Here is a 22,895-nt window from a genome sequence, read left to right as displayed (position 1 = left end):
CACGGCTACTTCTCTTCCTTTAATGCAACGCTGAAATTGAACTTAGTCAGTTTATTCGGCGATATTCGCTGTACTCGTGGGTTTTCACTCACCACTTTCATGCCTGTTGGTAAGGAATCGGTATCTAACTTAACTAAGAAGTTCTGCCCTTTCTTATCCAATACCCACTGATCCGGAATGTGATAACGACCATACTGATCGGTTTCAATGATAATCCCCTCAGTGGTGATCAGACGCACACCAGGAATACCATCTTCATAGATGCCTTTGTTCTCAATCACGATTTCCCATAAGTAGTGATCGCCATCTTTGTACAAATTACGCGTTACGTTGAGGTTTTCAGCGCTAAGTCCCTGCTTCTTATCACCCACATATTGAGAGCGAATGTGACCCACTGCATCGAACGCAAAGCGGGTGCCCGAGTGAGTCACTACACTGAAACTAAAGCCCTTGTCGCTTTTAGTCGCCAGCTGGAACACGACTTTGTTGCTCTTCGGCAGAGTTCGGTTTTGCGAGATCCCAAACAGCTTGTCGATTTCATATCCCTGCACTAGAGCGGACTCAACAAGGTTGCCTGGCACCGCCACTTTAGGTGTTGCCTGTATAGCGTTGTAATGGTATTCGCCTTTGTTTGAAGTTACGCCATAGCTATAACCTGATCCTTGCTTACTCTTATACTCACTATCACTCAGGCTTTGTTCCTGACCATCTTCAATCACCACAGTACTGTTGGCGATATAATCTCTAGGGTCCACATTGGCAGTTAGACTGACATCAAAGGCCGTAGCATCGGCTTGGAAACCATCTTGGTTGTGGTCTTGAAACACCTTGCCGATGATCGAAGCCGTATCGAACACCTTATCCGGCTCCACTTCCACGGTGGCTGTTGCGGTATTTGAGTTCTCAACCAAGGCTCCCGACTCTTGCCCTTCTGGCGGTGTCATTGCCACTGCCGAGTTGACATACTTACCGAAAGTTGCACCAACAGTGACTCGTAATAGATAACGGATACGAACTTTCTCGGTGATGATTTTGTCACTACTGCCGTAGGCAAGCATGTCACCAACGTTGAAGGTTAACGTACTTGTCACCGCAGGATCGGCTGTGCTTATAACATCATCACCTGTGTCAAATTCACCATCAGGACCACTATTAGTTAGCTCTGTAGAACTAGGGACGTAAGCAAAGCCTGAAGGGTATCTATCGACCAGTTTGACGTTTTTAAACTCAGACTGATTGTTATTGACGATCGTCACTTCGTACTCCACCACATCACCCACTTGGGCGGTCTCTTTAAGTGCCTCTTTAGTGACTAACAGATCCCCTTCGTTATCTGCGAACTTCTTCACATGAATCGTAACGTCATCTGACGCACTGATTCCTGTGTTTGGATCTGTCACCGTAAAGGTATTAGTAATATCATCATCTAAGCCTTTATTGAGTTGCCCAGTAATGGTAATTTCATAGCCGTTGCCCATATAGGCTTGCAGGTCGAGCGAAACACCACCACCCGGTAGATTTAAGTCTTTATCGGTGATATCTGCTTTAATCTGCCCCGATGGTAACTCTTTGATCTGCATAACCCAGCTAGTAAATAGGGCATTGCCATTAGCTCCAACAAGCTTGGATATTTCATCAAGCATCTCGGCGCCATGAATGGTGGCAGAACCTTGGTTAGTCACGCGCAGCACATAAGTCAGCTCATCATCGTCATTGGTGTACTCGACGTTCTCACCTTTAGTTGTGGTCTTATCGACGACCAGATCAACTGCCTTAGGCGTGATCATCGCATTCACCGTTTGCATCGAAGCGGTATAACTTGCCGTCAGTCCGCCACTCTCTGGAGGAGGTGAGTTCTGAATCATTTGCGAGATGTTGACGATCTCACCCATGGCTCTAGGGTCTGTGGTACCCGTAATGGCCAGTTCGACTTTGTCACCCGGTGCGATATCGCCAGTGATACTGACATCCGTATTCACCGACAAGGTACCGACATTGATATTCGAACGTGGATCATCGCTGCTAATGTCTATCGTCCAGTCCGTGAAGGCACTAATGTACTCGCGGTCACCCGAACTGATGTCTGGCCTCGTTTGCACCAACATGCCAGAAATGACGTTATGCAGTTGGATGTCGTTAGCAAAGCCTTTACTGTCGTTAAACAGCGTCACTCTGAACGTCGCCTTCTCACCTGCTACATAGATAGGGTTGTCAGCAACCTCACTAATTTGCACATTATCTGGCTCAGGCTTTAAGCTCGCAGTCGCAATCAGTCTGGTCGAATCGCCCAGCGGAACATCGGCGATAGCTTTATTATCGATAGTGCCATTAGCGTACTCATTTACTTTGCCGGTAATAACTAACTCAAGCACATCTTTCGGTGCTAAGTTGACCGTCGCATCGACATTCTGATTACTACCACTTGGGTCAGGAGAAACCGTGGTCAACTCATTACCCTTGTTGACCTTGATTGTCCAAGATTCGAATGCCTTCTCTCGCGTACCATTAACGGTATCGACTTCTAGCTCATCCAGTAGATCCTTCAGTTCAATGCCTGCGGCAAACGCTTCATTTTGGTTGGTCAACACAACTCTAAATGTCGCTTGCTCTCCCGGCTCGTAGAACATCTCTGTATCTGTCCCGGTATCACCGACAAACTTCTCTAGCTTCAAGGAGATAGGACGCTGCTTGATGGTTGCTTCGGCAGTTAGAGTCGGCTTGCCATCAAGATCGATATTAACCGTGTTGATAATATCTGTGGTTGCATAGTGATTGACCGTGCCATTGATAACAAAAGTCACTTGGCTATTAGGTGCAATGTCTGCTGTGGTTTGAATATCAGGATTCGTACCACTTGGTGTCTCGCTAAGTACAGTTCGAGGATCGCTGAGCTGAGTGTCGATCGTCCAGTTTTCAAACGCAGGACCCGTTGTGCCATCAACTAAAGTCACTTGCACATCACTCATCAGATCTTTAATCAAAACATCGTTAGCAAAACCTGCTCCATCATTGCTTACCGTCACAGTAAACTTCGCTGGTAAGCCCGCTTGGTAGAACTCTCTATCGGCAACTTTGGTTACGCTAATGTTTGACGGTTCGGGATCAATCACAGCGGAAGCCTGACTCTCTTTGCCATCAAAGGTAACGGTTGCTGTATTGTCGATTTGGCCAATGGCGGTCGATTCCACAGTACCTTCCACGGTAAAGACTATGGTGTCATTGGGTGCCAGATCTACCGTGTGGTCGATGTCCTTGTTCCAACTTGAGCTATCAGGACCAACCGTGGTCATCGGGTCGTCAGCCTTTAAGGAGTAGTGCCAACGGCTAAATGCTGGTTTCTCATCCGTGCCGATGGTTTTGACCATCATGGTCGAGATAGCATCTTTCACCGCAATATCATTAGCAAACGCTGCATCTTTATTTCGAATGGTGATAGTGAAACCATTATTGTTGCCTGGAGTGTAGGTTGCGTTTAATGGCGCTTTGACTACCTCAATTGATGGCACGATTGGCTCACTCACCGCTTCGGCTTGAGCATTCTTGCCGTCGTAATCCACCGTTACCGTGTTTTTCACTTCGCCAATGATCTCTGGCTTCAAAGTACCTGTAATAGTGATGGTCACGACATCTTCAGGAGCAATGTTGACATCGTCTTGAATAAACTTGCCCGACAAGACAGGCAAGCTAGTCGTACCTTTATCCGACACTGCGGTAATCTCAATCGAATAAGGATCAAAGGCACTAATAGTGGTGCCAAAGATGGTCTCTGAGCTAATACGGTCAACCAAGTCTTCTACGTGAACATCCGTTGCCCACACACGCTGGGTGTTGGTCAGTATCACGGTATAGGTCAAAGTGTCTTCAGCTAGGTAGGTGGGTTTATCAACCGATTTAGTTACCAAAACTTCGGCATCAATTGGCTGATAAGTCGCCTCATCACTTGCGTCCGTTACCCCATCAGCAGAAACCGAAACTTGGTTAGTGATTGGGCCAACAACGTTAGAGTTTACCGTCCCTTGCAAATGCAGCTCGATTTTTGAACCGGGTGCAAGTTGGTAGACTCCCGTAAAGCTATCGGTGCCGCTAAAGCCACTTTCTGAGGTTGTGACACTAGGGCTAGCGCCAGCGTCAATCACTTTAACGCTGCTCTTGGCCGCGTCCCACTCATCGAACGCTTTACCTTTTACTGAGTCACCGACTAAGTTTGCGCTAATATCAGCCACTAAATCTTTAACATTTACGTTAGTCAGATAACCTGTACCCGTGTTTTCGACCACGATATCAAAGCCTATTGAATCGCCTGGAGCATATAGCGCTGGTGACACTGAAGGCGTTTTGCTCACCTCAAGACTACCCGGCTCAGGATAGATAAAGTGCTGTTTCAGATCGTACTGCTTGCTATCAACATATAGGGTGTTGCCAAACTTACCTACCGCGTCATCACGCACCTTACCCACGACGTCAATCTTCAACACCGTTGGCTCTGTACCCGCAGCGCCCAACTTGACCACAGCATCAATATCACCGCTGGTTTGAATAGCGCTAGCATCATTGTGTTCAGCCGTTGCATTGCTGACAAAGCTCGCGGTTGTCGTCCAACTGGTTAGCGCGGTTTGGGTGCTTCCATCCGCGGTTTCCACCATAAAGGAAGAGATGGCATCTTCAACTTTGACATCCGCGTTCGAATCAGACGTATTAGCGATGTACATGGTGTAGCGCACTTCGCCGCCCGGTACGTAAGTCGGTGTGTCAGTTGATTTCGACGCGTAGATTTCCGCACTGCCTTGGCCAAGAACGATGTCATTAGTATCAACACCGTCCACTTTAGCAATGTTGGTGATGGTGCCCGTTGCGTCACTGTCGACTTCACCCGCGACACCAAATACAACCTTATCACCCGGCATGAGGTCGAACTTAGCATCCAGTGGTTTACTTCCTGAGTAGCTACCTGAAATAGAGAATCGATCTGCGCTCGGCTGCTCAACCACTGTGGTAGAGATGCTACTGAATGCCTTAGCACTGGTAGAGGTAGAAATGGTATTGAGCTTATCTAGAATCTCGACATCGTTAGCAATACCTTCACCGGTATTCTCTACCGAGATGGTGTAACTAACCTGTCCGCCAGGATTGTATTCACAGCCATCCCCGGTATTCGATGGGAAGCTACAGCTTCCGCCATCTGCTGTCGTATTGATGACCAGTTTTTCTATCACTAGGTTCGGAGCAACAGGAGGAATCACCGGAGTTTCGACTTTAACGCCTCCAGCGGTTGCATGGTTAGCATCAATGTCGCCCAAGGCATCACTACGAATCGTACCCTTGATGGTAAATTCAATGGCTTCTGCTGGTCCCATATCGAGCAATAGGTCTAGATCGCCACTTGCATCGTAGTCAGGCATGTAGGTGTCAACTGCACTATTTAAACCTGAGTCAAAATCATGTGTGATGGTATGAGATTCAAAGGCTTGCTGAGTTGAACCACCTAGTACTTCAACTGTGATATCAGAGATCAAATCTTGAATACGAGTTTGATCTGTCCACACCTTGGCTTGGTTATTCACATTAAGATGATAGACAACCTCTTCACCTGGTTTATAAGTATCGCCTTTAGAGTAAGCTCGGCCGCCAATTGAAACGATCTGCTTTGTCACCTCTAGATTTGGCGCCTCAGGCTTAATGGTGGACTTCTGGAATACAGAGCCATTGTAGAACGGCTTAGCCACGACGTTATCAAGTGCGTCATCGCGGATGGTCGATTCGATAATAAAATCTACCCAACCACCAGCGGCAATAGACAAGGTTGGAATATCGATATCCACATTGCTTCCGCCTGTGTAACCGCCTATGTCCGTCACCAACTCATCCGACTTAGTAACGGTTACTGTCCAGCCGTAAGGTTTGTAAGTTTGGTCTTTTTGATCGTTGCTCTCACCAGCGGCATTTTGTGCCAAGCGGTTTTTGATACTCGAAAACATCTCCTTCAACGAACTTGCGTACTCGGTGCCCTTGCCTGTGTTAACAAGACGCAAGTGATACACTACGTTTTGACCTTGATTACTTAGATCAAAGTCATAAGTCGTTTTTTGTGTCGCTAGCGTAGTATCTGTGTATGCTTTATGGGTTTTCTTTAAATTAGCCGCAAGCATGTCCATGCGCTCAGAGCGAAGTGAGTGCGTACCATCGACTTTAGCAATATTCTGAATCGAGCCTACTGCCTTCTCAGAGATCTTAGCTTTTATGGTGTACTTAACGAAACTGCCTTCTGCGGCAAAGCTACTCCCAGCTAGGTCAAATCGAGTATCAATATTCTCGTTGTCTTTGACACGACCTGGATTAGACAAACCACTCGAATCCACTGAAGTCGTGATAGTCCACGAGTCAAATGCTTGGCCTGTCGTACCATCGTAGTAATCTGTAGAGATACCGCGAATATCATCGACAATAGTCACATCTTGCAAGTGGACGTTATTGCTGTTTCTCAGAATAATTTCATAGACAAGGTAACCGCCCGGCGTATAGCCCCCTGTCAGCGGCATAGTGCCATCTTTATCCAATGACGCGACAAGGTGTTTTTCAAAGTCATATTTCTCGGTATCTGGCTTCGATTCAGCGCTGACACTATCGCCATCGACTTTAAACACGTTAACAAACGAGCCGGTGGCTTGGGTATTGACCTTAGCGGTCACTACATACTCAATGGTCTCTCCAGCAGGTATCGACACATGAGTCACAATGTCAGCGTTATCTTTAATGGTTTTATCAAGATCAGGCTGAGCAACTGGGCTACCACCAAGTACGTTAGTCTCAATCGTCCAACCATTAGGGAACGCTTTGCCTTTAGTACCGTCTAAAAGCTCCACTTCAATCTTAGACAGCTGATCCTCAACAGGAATATTGTAGGCGTTACCCTGACCATTATTATTAATGGTTAAGTGATAAATCAGATCTTTACCTGGCTGATAATTAACCTGATCGACTTTTTTAGTAAAGTTAAGGTGGTACTCATAAGGCTCAACCGTGTCGTCGCCCATGGTAATATCGCCCACCGCATCGTCACGCACTACGCCTTCAATGGTATAGAGAACATAGTCCCCACCTGCGACATCTATCGTCGTGTCGATATTTTCGTTGTCTTGCACCACGCCGTCTTGTGTGCCATCAGTGGTACCTTTACCGCCATTGGTATTGTCAGTCTCGACTTTAACAGTGAACACGTTTTTGAATGGGTTGGCCGTGGTGCCGTCAAGCAGCTGTGTTTGCACACCCTTGATGTCTTCTGTCACTTTGTGGTCGTTGTAATAACCCGTTTTAGACGACACTTTCACTTTGTAGGTCAGCGTATCGCCCGGCGCATAGAAACGGCTCTGTTTACCATTAACCAGTAGCGTTCTATGTGTCCAGCCACCACTGTCTACACGATCCATCTCATGGTGAGAAACGTGTGATGCTTGAGTAACCTTGTTATAGTCTTGGAAGATGTAAGCATCATTGGCAATTTTGCGTTCTAGTAATCCACCATTCATCGAGCCGACAACATTGTCTTTAACATGCGCCTTAACTTTAAAGGTACGAGTTTCACCTGCGGCTAATGAGAACGAGCTGCTGTCTTTGCCCGGAGGATAGATCAGATCATCGGTGGTTTGCCCTTGCCAGCCTTTTCCGTCGGCATAATCGAACTGCCAATACTCAAATGGAGATTGGTCTTCATAGTTAGCAAAGTGGTCATCTTTTTTGTTTGCCAATACTGAGCGAATCTCGGTTAAAGGATCGACAAGTTTTAACGACTCTGCGGTGTTCTCACTGTTGTTCTGCAGCGTGATGAAGTAGGTGACATCTTCGCCCGGCACAAATCGAGTTCGATCGGCTGTTTTAAGAATCGAAACGTTGAGTCGATCGTCACCGCTATCACCGATTTCCGCCGTTGCTGATTGGTCTAAGTTATTGACCGGATCATGAATCTCAACCGTGTTCGAAATTTCAGTGCTGGTGTAATCGTTTTTCACCAAGCCACGAATAATGTAGGTCACATAACCCATACCGTCAGACGTTTTAGGATCAATATCCACCTTGGCGTTGATATTGCCGTTGTCTGGGTAGTGAGCTTTGGTATCGGCATAACTGCCTGTTTTGTACGTGGTGTTATTTGAGTCAGTACTCGCTTCAATGGTCCATTTCGAGAACGCATTCATCCCCTTAATGTCATCATTCACGGAGACATCATTCGCATAACCAGCACCTCGGTTATAGACAGTGACATTGAACTCAACCCATTGACCCGGAACAAACTTGTTCTCTTTGGATGTTTTGACCACCACAACATCGGGCGCTTTTGGGTAAACGACCGCACTGTCTGAAGCACCGGTTTGCGCATCAGAGTCACGAGTTTCAACATGGGCGGTGTTGGTAAACCGCTTATAAACGATTTCGCTACTTACACTGCGGTCAATCTTCGCAACGATGGTGTACACCACCTCAACGTTGGGTGCTATCTGGGCAGTAACATCAAGGTCTTTATTGTCTTCGAAATCACCGACATCAGTGTAGGTAGCATTACCGTTAAGCAGAGGATCGTCTGAGATGATGTCGGCAGAAATAGTCCAAGACGAGAACACAGGCTTTGACGCAGAATCTGGCTCTAACAGGCCTGCTGTAATGGTCGAAAGCTCGTCTTTAACACGAACATTGGTCGCGTAACCATTGCCTTTGGCGTTCTTAACATGGATTTGATAGGTGATTTCGCTATCGAGTTTTGAGTAACCGGTATGATCGCCATGGAAACCTGAGTCACCATCTGTCTTAACGGTTTTATTTAACTCAATCTCAAAGTCACGCGGATCAGAGCCCCTATCGGCATAGACCGAGTTATCCACTGTCACCGTATTTTGAATATGACCGTTAGCAAGTGGATTGGTTTTAGCAGCAATGGTGTAAATTACATAGCTGCCCGGCTCAATAGTCGCTTTAACATTAAGAGTATCAGGACTGTTTATCGTCCCTTTAATGCCCGTATCTGTCGCTGTTGCCGAAGTGCCATCACTGTGAAAAGCTTGCGCTGTGATTGTCCAACTTTCGAAAGCCGGAATGACCTTACCTGAGATATCCGTCGTTTGAACTGCGCCAAGGTCATCAACAACCGGCACTTGATCAGCAAATCCTTTCCCATCGTTATCAACACGAATGGTGTAAGTAAGCACATCACCAGAAGAGTAGTAGCGACTATCAACATCTTTACTTGCACGCAGGTTATCTTCCGGCATCTGGATGCCAGAGCCATCTTCAATGACATTGTCAGAACAAGCCGGGTCGCTATCGACAATAAGGCCAATACTGGTGTCACTCACTTCAGCAGTTAGGGTATAAGCCACCGTTTGCCCGGGAGCAATATCCGGTGAAACCGTAATTGGAGCGGTTGTCCAGGCGCCATAGTTGTATGTACCTGGGTCTGTTCCTTTGCTATCTTCCGCACTTGCAGGCTCTAGCTTCCAACGCTTAAATGCCTGGCCTTGACCCGCTCCTCCAGCTTGGTCAGTTTGCACACAAGTTAAGTCATCAACCACCTTTAAATCATTGGCAAAATACTTCGATGAACTGTTGCTCACTTCAATATCGTATCTAACTTGGTTACCTGGCGTGTACTCAGATTCATTGCTCGACTTAACGATTTTTATCTCAGGGTCTGTCACCTGCAAAGTACGCTCAGCCTTGACCACATTGGTAATTTGCGCGTCTTGAACCAAATTGTTTTCAGCATCTTCAACAGACGCACTTACACCCTGAATCTCGCCCATCGCTACAGGAGATAGTGTCGCTTTAATGGTGTAGTGAATGGTCTCACCTGGGTAAAGTGAAATCGCGTCATCAAATTCGACATCTGCTTGAGAGCCCAAACTTTTGAACTTCGACTTAGAGTTTGGCCCGATGTCATCAACTTCAATTGCCCAGTGCGAAAACAAGTTCCCTGTTACATCAGAGTTATTGTGCTCCGATTGTAAATTGTTACCCAAACCTAAGTTGGCAACCAAATCGGCAATGTTTTGCTTCACATGATAGTTATGGGCAATACCGCTTCCTGAGTTTTCCACTTTAACGGAGAACGTTCTTGTAGAACTAACTAGGTATGGATTGGTTTTATCTAAACTATGTTCAATCGTTACCAAAGGTTTGGCTGGAGGAGTGTCTAACTCTAAACTTGTTATGTCACCATCTTTAGTACTAGCAATCGCTGACGTAATAATGTCTCCCGTGACATCATCACCAACCGTTGCCACTATAGTGTAGGTCAGCTTGCCGCCCACAGCGATCTTGGCCGCCGAAACTAACAAGTCCCCATCAGGAGAGAAAGAACCTAAATCGCTGTCGCTGCCAGCCTTCTTACCACTAATAGCAACATGTTGAAATGGAGAGCTCGATGAGCCTGAACTGGTTTCAACAGACAACGACTGGAAAGGCTGCTCAATGTTAAGCCCTTGAACCTGATAACTGCCCTTATTTTGTACGACCAGTGTATAGGTTAATGCTTGGCCAACGACGTACTCACTTTTATCAACCGAAACTTCAAGCGAATATTCATAAGGGACCGCTTTAAATACAGCGGGAGCACTAGGTGTATAGATCTCTGCCACACCATCGTTATCGATATCTACACTAACTGAAGCGCTATCTAAAACGATGTCACCAATGATCGGATCCGCCACTTGCGCCCGAACTTGATACTGAATGGAACCGTAAGGGAAAAGCTGCGCATCTAACGCGAGTAAGTTGGTATCAGATGCGGTGTAGATACCAGGATTAGAACCATAATTACTCGATGAGGTGATGGTTAAATTTGTAAACGCCTTAACCCTACCACTAGCAGAGTCTGCCGTAGTATCCCAGATCAGATCACGAACGCTGACATCATGGAGCCTTTTGGCCGTGGTGTTTTTGACATTAATCTGATAATCAACATATTTGCCATTTTCATAGGTCGCGTTCAATGGTGTTACTGTGACTTCTATTTCTGAAGCATGAGCTACAATTGAAAGTACGCTTAAGAAAAGACAAATAAATAGAGATCGAGTGAACGTAGTAAATTTTAACAAGGGATGCATCCCCTCAAATTTTCGAGTGACCAACAAAATATAAAGAGCAAATGTAACAATAAAACAATATCACACTAACAACCACATATACAGTATTATTCTCGACATAAGCCATCAATCAGTTTTGTTTATGTGAGCCAAGATACAGAATTCCCCTACAAATAACTTACTATTTTTTGATGAATATACTCGACTAAAACAGTCAAGAAATACCCTACTGCTGCAAGGCTATTTCACTTTTAATAGCCGTTCAATATACGACAGGTTTATTTTCAAAGTGGATTTCAAATTTGAGCTGTGTGGCAAACACTCGCAAAATCGTTACAATAAGCACAACATCACAATGATTAATGTCACATGCTTAAGTTATCAAACACTGTTGAACTGCAAGCTTGGGAAATTCAACTCACTGCTATTCGTGCTCAAGGCGCCGGAGGACAAAACGTCAACAAGGTCTCTAGTGCGATCCATCTTCAGTTCGACGTTAACCGCTCAACATTGCCTACTATTTATAAAGAGCGAATACTGGCACTAAGAGATTCCCGTATATCTAAAGATGGGGTTATCACCATCAAGGCGCAGCAGTATCGAACTCAAGAGCAAAATAGAGAAGATGCATTAAACAGGCTAGCAGAACTGATCAAGTCAGCTATGGTGGTACAGAAGAAACGCCGAGAAACAAAACCGACCCGAGCATCGAAAGAGCGGCGCTTAAAAGGCAAAAATATAAAGTCTCAAACCAAGTCTTTGCGTGGTCGAATAAAACATTAGAACACAAGGTCAAATATAGAACCTAGCTCAGGAAAGATAATGACGAACTTAGGGAAAAGTATACTTATCTTCACACTCATCGCATCGAATTACTTGTATGCTAAGCCGAGTGCTAGTTGGAAGTTTGAAAGTGATGGGGATGGCATCACGATTTACTCTCGTGAGCACAGTGATGGCCTAGTCGAAATTAGAGCCCGAATGTTTACCCCGACTAGCTATAGCGCCTTTCTCACTCTTTTAGAAGACTCAGATAATGTGCCCAACTGGATCGATAACGTAAGCCTAAGCCGCGTTATCAAGCAGATCTCGCCAACCGAAAACATCGTCTACACTCAGTTTTCAGCCCCTTGGCCAGCCAAGGATCGGGACATGGTGACCTACTCCCAGTACTCTTTCGACGAGATTGGTTTTACTCTCAATATCAAAGATGCTGCTGCACCAAGCTTACCGGAGCAAGAAGGCTACATTCGAATTCGTTCGGTACAAGCCACCTGGACACTACAAAAGCTTACCAATGGCTACTCACTGATTGAATACGTTGCCTTCGCAGATCCAGGTGGAGATTTGCCTGATTGGCTAGCAAATAAACTGGCAAAAGAGAGCGCCCGCAGCACGTTTGAAGGGCTCAGGGAGCAGTTACCCAACTACCAAGATAGAACGCACCCCAATATTGTTGAGTAAAGGTCAATATATGAAAAGCCCAGCGATGGCTGGGCTTAGACTAATCAGATGACAATTAACTTAGTTTATAGAAGACAGTTGCCAATGGCGGCAGTTTTAAGTGTATCGACTGCGGTAAGCCTTCACTCTCCAACTCTTCGGTATTCACCGATTCCAACACGTCAAAACCACTGCCGTGGTACTTAGCATCGTCAGTGCTTAACAACAGTTGATATCTACCTGAATGCGGGACACCAAGCCTAAACTCATGGTGTGGTACAGGCGTAAAGTTGGTCACGACAAGAATACGTTCGCCGCTATCACTTAAACGCTCATGAGCCAATATCGAAGCTTCAGAGGCATCTTGTAAACGCCACTCAAAACCGCGCGGTTCGCTATCCAGCTCGTACATGGCTTTTTCATTTCGATATAGCATGTTCAGATCACGAGTCAGATTTTGCACCCCTTGGTGACGCTCAAACTCAAGCAAGAACCATTGTAGTTGGTCATCATGATTCCACTCGCCAGTTTGACCAAACTCAGCACCCATAAAGTTGAGTTTCTTACCTGGCTGCGCATACATGTAACCAAGGTAAGCACGGAGGTTTGCGGTCTGCTGCCATTCATCACCCGGCATCTTGTTGTGAATAGAACCTTTACCGTAAACCACTTCATCATGAGATAAAGACAGCACGTAGTTCTCACTGTGCGCATACACCAATGGGAAGGTGATCGTGTCGTGATGATACTTACGATGGATAGGATCTTCTTTGATGTACGAAAGCGAGTCGTGCATCCAGCCCATGTTCCACTTAAAGCCGAAGCCCAAGCCGCCCATGAAGGTTGGTGCAGATACACCCGGGAACGCGGTTGACTCTTCTGCAATCGTCATCGCATTCGGGAAGTACTTGTACACTTCCTCGTTCATCCATTTAAGGGTCGCTATCGCATCGTAGTTCTCGTTACCACCATCAATATTCGGAATCCACTGGTCATGGCTGCGCGAGTAGTCGAGATAGAGCATTGAAGCCACTGCATCGACGCGAATACCATCAATGTGGAACTGCTCAAACCAATACAGCGCATTAGAAACAAGGAAACGACGTACATGTTCACGACCAAGGTCATAAATGTACGAGTTCCAATCCTGATGCCAACCACGGCGAGGATCAGGATCGTGGAATAACGGTGTACCATCAAAGTTCGCTAAGCCGTGATCATCTGACGGGAAGTGAGCAGGTACCCAGTCGAGTACCACACCAAGACCGGCTTGGTGACACTGATCAACAAAGTATTTGAAGTCATCTGGCGAACCAAAACGACTGGTTGGCGCGAACAAACCTACCGGTTGATAACCCCAAGAGCCGTAGAATGGGTGCTCTGATACCGGCATCAACTCAACATGGGTGTAACCCATATCAACCAAATACGGGATTAACTGCTCCGCCAACTCACGATAATTTAAGAAGTCGCCATTGGCACCACGGCGCCACGAGCCTGCGTGCAGTTCATAAAATGACAGGGCGTCTTTACGCTTTTCAGTTACTGGACGCGATTGCCACTGCTCATCATGCCATTGGTAGCGGCTGTGATCATATGTAACTGACGCAAATGAAGGATATTGCTCAGCAAAGGCCCCCCAAGGGTCAGCTTTATGTGGTAGACCTTCTCCGTTCGGGCCTTTGAGCTCAAACTTGTATTTAGCACCTTCGGCTAAATTAGGAATGAAGATACCCCAAATACCGTAGTCTAGGCGCTGCATCGGTGTGCGGCGTCCGTCCCACTGGTTGAACTCACCCACCAAGCTACACGCTGAAGCGTGAGGGGCGTAGACCAAGAATCGGGTACCAGAGATCTGCTTGCCACCACGCTCTAAGGTGACAAACTGCGCGCCCATATGCTTGTACATCTCTTTCGGCGTATGTAGATCGTCATACTCTGCATAGATGTTGTGATACTGGTATGGGTCATCGATGAGCTGCTCTGTCCCATTCCAATCAACGGCGAGCAAGTAGTGAGATAAGTGCAGATCTTTTGCTTGTTTTAAGACAAAGCCTGAACTGCCTTCTCGTTCTAACTCAATGCGTTCATCGTCTACCACCAGTTCTACGCCATCAGCGCCCGGCATCCAAACACGTAGGTCGGTTTGGTCGGAATCTAGGAATGGGCCAATAAATGAGAATGGATCGGAAAATGTCGCATGTGAAAGTTGGTTATAGTTCTTTGTCGCCTTATCTAACGCTGTTTTTTTCAAAATACTGTTCTCCCTAACCTAACTTTCAAAGGTTCGCATAAATCGAACTTTTGGTCTTATGAGTATTCTATACAGAAAAAGCCCGCTATAAAGCGGGCTTAGTTAGCGTTAGGTCAGTTTAACCAAATCCTGACGCACATAGAGTGATGGAACCAAGAATTTTCTATGCGCGACAGCAAGTTCGGCAACTATTTACTCGCTTTTGCTCTCACTTCTGTCAGTTTACGAGCAACGCGGTTTACACCTTCGTGTGCGAACACTTCATCAAGGTTCATTGAAAGCTTACGACGCCAGTTTGGATACTCATCCACAGTACCTGGAATGTTAACTGGCTTATCCATTTCTAGCCAATCTTCCAACTGAACACTTAGAAGCGTTGAAGAACCCGCTGCAACGTGAAGTTGTAGTGCTTCTGCTAAGTAAGAGTCCATTGGTACGTATTGCGCGTCACGGCCAACACCTTCAGGCAAGTAACCATGCCATGCGACTGAATCTAGGATGCCCTGCTTACATTCTAGACGGTCAGCAAATAAACCTTTTAGCTGCTCTGCATCTGGGTATAGACCAAGCTCTTCACCCATCTTCAAGTCATCACAGTGCCAGAAGCCACGCAGTGTCGGCATATCGTGAGTACAAAGTGCAGACATCGACTGCTCAGCATAGTGCGCTGGAGAGATAAAGCCGCCATCTTCTTCAGATGTTTCGAAGAAGAATACCTTGTAAGAGTGAACGCCAGCATCACGTAGAATTTCTACGATTTCATCAGGCACAGTACCTAAGTCTTCACCGATAACACTACATTGGTGACGATGTGATTCAAGAGCAAGGATCGCTAGCATGTCTTCTACTGGGTAGTAGATGTACGCACCTTTGGTTGCGTTCTCACCTTTTGGAATCCACCATAGACGAAGTAGACCTAATACGTGGTCGATACGTAGTGCACCGCAATGCTTCATGTTCGCACGCAGTAACTTAATGTATGCGTCGTAACCCGTCGCTTGAAGCACTTGAGGGTTGAGAGGTGGTAGACCCCAGTTCTGACCTAGAGGACCTAAGATATCTGGTGGAGCACCGATGCTCGCATCCATCACAAGGTTGCCGTCGTCAGCCCAAGATTCGCTACCAGAATCAGCAACACCTACTGCCAAATCACGGTATAAACCAACAGACATGCCCTTCTCTTCAGCTAGCGCTTGCGCTTCTTTGATTTGGGTATCAGCTACCCACTGAAGGTACATGTACAGGTGTACTTGCTCTTGGTTTTGCTCAATGAACTCTTGAACTGCGCTATTTTCAAACTTACGTAGCTCTTCTGGGAATACAGGCCAGCCCCATACGTTTGAATCTTCAGCATGAAGTTTAGCGTGTAGCGCATCAAATGCAGCTTGATGAACTAAGCTTTCACCACCCTCTTCAACGAATGCTAAGAATGCTTGTGCACGCTCAGAGTTTTGATCAAGATGACGCTTCTTAAACTCAGCAAATAGCTGAGGAAGTACGCTCATCTTAAGGCTAGAAACTTCACTGTAGTTTACCCAGTGAGATTCACGTGCTTTCTGTAGGCGCTGTTGGAATTCCGCGCTGCCGACTTTTTGCTGTGCTTCAATACTCAATGCAAACTCAGGTACAGAGCTTACGTCGATGTACATGATGTTTAACCAACGACGTGACGATGGGCTGTATGGGCTCGCACCTTCAGGGTTCGCAGGGAATAGAGAGTGAATTGGGTTAAGACCAACAAAATCACCACCACGTGATGCGATATCTGCAACCAACTGTTTTAGATCGCCGAAGTCACCAATACCCCAGTTGTGCTGAGTACGTAGTGTGTAAAGCTGGACACTTGGTCCCCACATTTTCTTACCGTTAAGAATACCATCTTGCTTGAAACAAGCTTTTGGCGTAACGATCAATGTCATTTCATAAGGGGCTTTACGACGCTTACGAGTGATGCTCAACTTGTGGTAACCCCAAGCGATATCTCTCGGTAATGCAAACACTAAAGGGCCACCCTCTTTACGTTCGTCCCGAACGATTTGAGACTGAAGATAGCCTTCAAGTACCTCTCCTTGCTCTGTATCTAGGCGCCAGCTAAACTCACTCTCGCGAGCACTTGCTCCTAAATTAAGCGATACTTCCACTGGCTCACCATCGCGAACCACCAGCACTGGATCAAGCACATCTTTCTTATGCTTTTTCTCTGCTGATTTAAGAAGAGTTTGCACAAGGCCTGGGCGTTTTCTTAATTAGCGTTTAACCGCTTCTAGTTTCCAAATGTTGTTCACGTAGTCTCTGATTGAACGGTCAGAAGTGAACTTACCAACTAGTGAAGTATTAAGGATGGCTTTCTTCGCCCAACCTGCTTGGTCTTGGTACTGTTTACCCATGTCTTCGTGCGCTTGCACGTAAGAAGCAAAGTCAGCCAAACATAGGTATGGGTCGCCACCGTCAAGTAGGCTATCGTATGTTGCACGAAGCAGACCTGGTTGACCTGGGGTGAACTCATCCGTTAGAAGTAGATCTAGTGATGCTTTCAATAGTGGGTCAGCGTGGTAGTAATCATAAGGGTTGTAACCTTGCGCTTTAACCGCTTGAACGCCTTCAACATCTAGACCGAAGATGTAGATGTTCTCGTCGCCTACTTCTTCACGGATCTCAACGTTTGCACCATCCATCGTACCGATAGTTAGAGCACCGTTTAGAGCCATCTTCATGTTACCAGTACCTGATGCTTCTTTACCCGCTAGCGAGATTTGTTGAGAAACGTCAGCGGCTGGGATCAGCATTTCAGCCATGCTTACACGGTAGTCAGGGATGAATACCACTTTCAGTTTGTCGCCAACGCGTGGGTCGTTGTTGATCTTGTCAGCGATCTTGTTGATAGCGAAGATGATCTCTTTCGCTAGGTGGTAACCTGGCGCCGCTTTAGAACCAAAGAAACATACGCGTGGAGTACATTCAAAGCCAGGTTCGTTGATGATGCGGTGGTATAGAGACAAGATGTGTAGCAAGTCTAGGTGCTGACGCTTGTACTCGTGCAAACGCTTGATCATCACATCAAAGATAGCGTTAGTATCTAGCTCGATACCCATGTTCTCTTTAACCCAATCAGCAAGACGCTGTTTGTTTTGCTTCTTAACAGCCATGAACTCTTTTTGGAATTCCGCGTCTGTTGCAAACTTAGCTACGCCTTCAAGTTGCTCAAGTTTTGCTGGCCACTCGCTGCCCACTTTATCAGTGATTAGCTTAGATAGACCTGGGTTACAGAACTTCAACCAACGACGTGGAGTAATACCGTTCGTTACGTTATGTAGACGAGTTGGGTACATTTCGTGGAACTCTGGGAATAGATCTTTCTTAACTAGCTCAGAGTGAAGTGCCGCTACGCCGTTTACTGCGTAAGAACCGATTACACATAGGTTAGCCATGCGAACCATGCGGTTGAAACCTTCTTCGATGATAGACAGCTTAGCTTGTTTCTCGCCATCACCAGGCCACATTGCGCGAACTTCTTGTAGGAAGCGGTGGTTGATTTCGAAGATGATTTCCATGTGACGAGGAAGTAGACGCTGAATTAGCGACTCTGGCCATGTCTCTAGTGCTTCTGGAAGTAGAGTGTGGTTAGTGTATGCAAACGTGTTTGCACTGATTTCCCACGCGGCATCCCAAGATAGACCTTTCTCATCAACAAGGATGCGCATTAGCTCAGGAATCGCGATAGTTGGGTGCGTATCGTTAAGCTGAATAGTCTCTTGCTTAGGTAGGTCAGCTAGAGTGAAGCCAGCTTCTTCGTGACGACGTAGAATATCGCGCACTGAAGCTGCTGAGTGGAAGTACTGCTGCATTAGGCGCAGAGTTTTACCTTTCTCATGGTTGTCGTTCGGGTAAAGAACTTTAGTAATGTTACCCGCATCGATTAGACCGTGCTGTGCTTCGAAGTAGTCACCGTTGTTGAAGCTCTCTAAAGAGAATGGTGCGATTGCCTGACATTCCCAAAGACGTAGAGGGTAAACCGTGTCTGACTCGTAACCAACGATTGGTAGATCCCAAGGCATCGCCTTAACTGTCATACCTGGAACCCACTTGCGAACTTCTTTGCCGTTCTGATTCACTACTTCAACGTGACCGTAGAAACCGATCTCTTGAGCAAGCTTAGGACGAGCAACTTCCCATGGGTAACCTTCTACACCACGCCATGCATCTGGTGTTTCTTTCTGACGACCTTCTTCAAAAGATTGCTTGAATAGACCGTATTCGTAGTGTAGGCCGTAACCTACAGTTGGGAATTCTTGCGCTGCACATGAATCCATGAAACATGCTGCTAGACGACCTAGACCACCGTTACCTAGTGAAGGGTCACGCTCTTCTTCTAGAAGGTCAGTCAGGTTTTGACCAAGCTCAGCCATCGCATCAGTAATCTGGTCGTATAGACCCATGCTGATCAGGTTGTTACCTGTTAGGCGGCCGATTAGGAATTCAAGCGATAGGTAGTTAACGCTTTTCGCTTGCTTGATTTTTGGGTCTTGCTCAGTTGCTAGCAAATCAAAAGTTGTTAGCTCCGCTAACGCTTTACCCATAGCTAGGTACCACTCGCGCGCCGTTGCTGTTGCTTCAGTCTTTGCGTAAGTAGCTGAAAGGTGCTTTTTTACGTCAGCTTGGAATGCTGCTTTGTCAAAAGTTTTCTGTTGAGTAGGTTTCATTGGAGAAATCTCACTTATTAGGTTCTAATCCATCTGTGCCATATCGTGCATCGACATGAACAGCGAAACATCCTCCTAATCCTCGCCATTTTGGGAGGAGGAGTAAGGGCGTAGAGGGCGTATTACCTGGGGTTAAGTGATCTAACTCTCATTTAAATTCCACTTCGTCTGAGCACCAGTGATAGGGATCACACCATCAACCGTAATTACCCTAGTACGAAACCTGTTAAAGTTGTGTATATCGAATCTTATCAATTGAACAATATGCTTACTGGATCACAATAAGAACTATCAATAAATGAAATTTGCATATTATTTGGTGCAAAGGATGGTCTAAAACTCATTTCCCACCCCAGCCAAAGTTGACTAATGTCACAAATATGGGGCGTAGTTCGCCGTAAAGTGTGAATTAGGCGAAAAACCCATGGTCGATCAATAAACGCGGGATTTGTTCTCAAGTAACATCTTAGTCAACAAATCTAACTGCACACGAATTGCTTAATCACGTACCGGGGGATTTGGAGTACGTGGCCCTTATATAAGGGAACAGCATGAGGACATAAAGATGTGGATTCCTTCTAAATTAACTCGCCCTGCTCGCCTGCACAATGCCATAGTGCGACCACGAGTATTAGATCTCCTCCAGCAAGCACCGTTTTATAAGTTGATCCTTTTCCGCTCTCCTGCGGGCTATGGTAAAACAACTATGGCGGCGCAATGGCTGTCTGATAAGTCACACGTGGGTTGGTATAGCATTGATGAAAACGACAACGACTCATTTCGTTTCATCAACTACTTGATCCAAGCGCTGAACAAAGCCACCGACGGAAGCTGTCCTAACTCGCAAAAGCTTGCTGAAAAACGACAGTTCTCCTCGTTGCCTTCTCTATTTGGGGAAGTGTTTACTGAGATGTCTAAGTTCCATCAAGAGTGCTACATCGTGTTGGATGACTACCATCTAATTTCCGACGATGAAATTCACGAGGCTATGCGCTTCTTCCTTAAGCACATGCCAGACAATATCACCCTAGTGGTTACAAGTCGTGCAGCACCACCACTTGGCACAGCCAACCTACGAGTGCGTGACTTAATGATTGAGATCGGCAATGAGTTGCTCGCATTCGACACTGAAGAGACAACGCGCTTTTTCAATCAACGCGTCACCGACGGTATAGATGATGCTACCGCAGACAACCTGCGTAACTACGTTGAAGGCTGGCCTTCAGCATTACAACTGATCGCGCTGCAAGCACAGCATCAACATAAAACCCTGGCGCAATCAGCAGAATCTTTCTCTCAATTTAACCATGCCCATCTTTGGGACTATCTGGTGGAAGAGGTGTTTGACCTACTCGACCAAGAAACACGTACTTTCTTGCTCCAGTGTTCTGTACTCGATCACTTCAATGACCAGTTGGTCAGTGAGTTAACCCAACGAGAAGATGCGCTGAGCATGATTGAATCGCTCAACCGTTTCGGGCTGTTTATCCACCCTCTTGAAGGTGAGCAGAACTGGTATCGCTTCCATAACCTGTTCGCAGAGTTTCTTGCTCACGAGCGAACCGCACGTATTCCTCAACAAGAGAAGCAACTACACCAAACCGCAGCCAACGCTTGGTTAAAACTCTCTTCACCGCATCAAGCACTGCGTCACGCTCAAGCAGCAGATAATGGTCAACTTACCGCAGACATATTAACTCTGTACGGTTGGAGCATGTTTAACGGTGGCGAGCTAATCGCACTGGAAAAAGCGATCAACACCCTAACACCAGAACAGCTCTACAGCGAGCCGAAACTATGTATGTTGCAAGCTTGGTTAGCGCAGAGCCAGCATAGATACAATGATGTCGGAGATCTGCTGTCTAAAGCTGATGCTAAGATGAAAGAGCTCAACGTTGTTCTAAGCACTAAGGAACAGGGTGAGTTTAATGCTCTGCGCGCTCAGGTTGCGATTAACCGAGACGAACCAGAGAAAGCTCTTGAACTCGCAGAGCTGGCACTGAGCCAAGTTGATAGCACTGTGTACCGCAGCCGCATTGTCGCAACCTCTGTGATTGGCGAAGTTAACCACGTACTCGGTCATCTCAGCCGCGCATTACCTATGATGCAGCAAACTGAAAAATTAGCGCGCCAGTATCAGGTTTACCATCAAGCGCTATGGGCGATGCTACAGCAAAGTGAAATCTTGATTGCGCAAGGCTATGTTCAAGCCGCATTCGAGATCCAAGACAACGCGTTTAAGCTTATCGAAGAGCAGCAACTGCAGCAGATCCCTTTGCACGAGTTCTTATTAAGAATCCGTGCGCAAATTCTATGGTGTTGGAATCGCCCAGATGAAGCAGAAGAGTGTGCGTACAAAGGCCTCCACGTACTAGGTGACCACAGCCAAAGTAAGCACTTACATAGCTACTCTATGTTAGCGCGTATTGCCGTAGGTCGCGGTGAGTTAGACAAAGCAGGCAAGTTTATCGACCAGATAATCCACCTACTAAAACAGTCAACCTACCATGTCGACTGGACGGCTAACGCTTCACTCTCTTTACTGCTGTTTTGGAAAGCGCGTGGTGATCTCGACTCAATTAAGCAGTGGCTCGAGACAACAGTCCGTCCAGAAGCAGCATGCAACCACTTTACCCAACTGCAGTGGCGTAACATTGCTCGCGCTCAAACCGAGCTAGAGATGTACGATGAGGCAGGCAAAACGCTAGAGTTCATGCAGAAGCAAGCAAGAGACAACGACCTACTGACAGATATCAACCGTAACCAGATTGTTGAAGCTGTCTTAGCAGTATCTCAAGGCAACGATGACGCAGCTCGAGAGTCTCTCAAGCACGCACTAGAGCTGACGAATCAAACCGGCATGCTTGGTAACTTCTTGATCGATGGTGAAAAGATTGGCCACATTTTAGAAAAGCTTAATCAAAAGAATGAGCTAGGTGACTTAGAGCGTCATCGGGCGCAGCAGTTACTAAAAGACATCTCTACCACTCAACGCAGTAGTTCTGTCCACTTTGATGAAGAGTTTGTCGAGAAGCTGGTCAATCACCCAAATATTCCAGAACTGGTTCGCACTAGCCCACTAACTCAACGCGAATGGCAGGTACTTGGTCTGATTTACTCAGGGTTTAGTAATGAGCAGATCGCCCAGGAGCTTGACGTAGCAGGCACAACCATCAAGACTCACATTCGTAACTTGTATCAAAAGCTCAATATCGCCAACCGTAAAGAGGCGATCAAAACCGCAGAAAACTTGCTCCAGTTGATGGGGTATTAACTGTCAAACTAAGAGTCTAAATATATCGAGTAGGGTGAGGCGTTGCCGCCTCATCCCTCTCACAGAACCGTACGTACGGGCCTCGTATACGGCTCATGCACACTTCCATTCAGCATAATTGCTGAACACGTACCCTGTCCTTATATGCTCGAGGT

Annotated in this window: 6 protein-coding genes and 1 pseudogene; 3 read left to right on the top strand and 4 right to left on the bottom strand. The window is 46.4% G+C overall.

What is annotated here, in order from left to right:
* Positions 1-5 precede the first annotated feature (5 nt).
* Entirely contained in the window at positions 6-11,081 is an 11,076-nt protein-coding gene (locus QTO00_RS01155; protein ID WP_331422452.1) for a DUF11 domain-containing protein, read from the bottom strand.
* A 357-nt stretch (positions 11,082-11,438) separates the two neighbouring features.
* Here QTO00_RS01155 and arfB point away from each other — a divergent pair, with 357 nt between their 5' ends.
* A complete protein-coding gene (gene arfB, locus QTO00_RS01150; protein ID WP_331422451.1) occupies positions 11,439-11,852 on the top strand; it encodes an alternative ribosome rescue aminoacyl-tRNA hydrolase ArfB in 414 nt (137 codons plus the stop codon).
* A gap of 39 nt (positions 11,853-11,891) precedes the next feature.
* A complete protein-coding gene (locus QTO00_RS01145) occupies positions 11,892-12,533 on the top strand; it encodes an START domain-containing protein (protein ID WP_331422450.1) in 642 nt (213 codons plus the stop codon).
* Between the two features lie 55 nt (positions 12,534-12,588).
* Here the strand turns inward: QTO00_RS01145 and glgB are convergent, their stop codons facing one another.
* From glgB to QTO00_RS01130, 3 genes and pseudogenes are all read right to left on the bottom strand, one after another.
* Entirely contained in the window at positions 12,589-14,766 is a 2,178-nt protein-coding gene (glgB, locus tag QTO00_RS01140; protein ID WP_331422448.1) for a 1,4-alpha-glucan branching protein GlgB, read from the bottom strand.
* Positions 14,767-14,954: 188 nt separating this feature from the next.
* Positions 14,955-16,988 (bottom strand): annotated as a pseudogene (gene malQ, locus QTO00_RS01135) (4-alpha-glucanotransferase); the annotation flags it as partial.
* A 24-nt stretch (positions 16,989-17,012) separates the two neighbouring features.
* A complete protein-coding gene (locus tag QTO00_RS01130; protein ID WP_331422446.1) occupies positions 17,013-19,466 on the bottom strand; it encodes a glycogen/starch/alpha-glucan phosphorylase in 2,454 nt (817 codons plus the stop codon).
* A gap of 565 nt (positions 19,467-20,031) precedes the next feature.
* On the opposite strand from QTO00_RS01130, the gene malT reads away from it, so the two are divergent.
* Positions 20,032-22,740: an HTH-type transcriptional regulator MalT gene (gene malT, locus QTO00_RS01125; RefSeq protein ID WP_331422445.1), complete on the top strand. Its 2,709-nt coding sequence runs from the start codon at positions 20,032-20,034 to the stop codon at positions 22,738-22,740.
* The last annotated feature ends 155 nt before the right edge of the window (positions 22,741-22,895 follow it).

Source organism: Vibrio sp. M260118, assembly GCF_036533755.1.
Classification (GTDB): Bacteria; Pseudomonadota; Gammaproteobacteria; order Enterobacterales; family Vibrionaceae; genus Vibrio.
Note: the sequence above shows the minus strand (reverse complement) of the source record. Positions and strands in the feature narration are given on the sequence as shown.

What these genes read in the sequence shown, in the direction of transcription:
- arfB (WP_331422451.1), top strand. Translation starts at nt 11,439, where the DNA reads ATGCTTAAGTTATCAAACACTGTTGAACTGCAAGCTTGGGAAATTCAA.
- QTO00_RS01145 (WP_331422450.1), top strand. Translation starts at nt 11,892, where the DNA reads ATGACGAACTTAGGGAAAAGTATACTTATCTTCACACTCATCGCATCG.
- QTO00_RS01130 (WP_331422446.1), bottom strand. Translation starts at nt 19,466, where the DNA reads ATGAAACCTACTCAACAGAAAACTTTTGACAAAGCAGCATTCCAAGCT.
- malT (WP_331422445.1), top strand. Translation starts at nt 20,032, where the DNA reads ATGTGGATTCCTTCTAAATTAACTCGCCCTGCTCGCCTGCACAATGCC.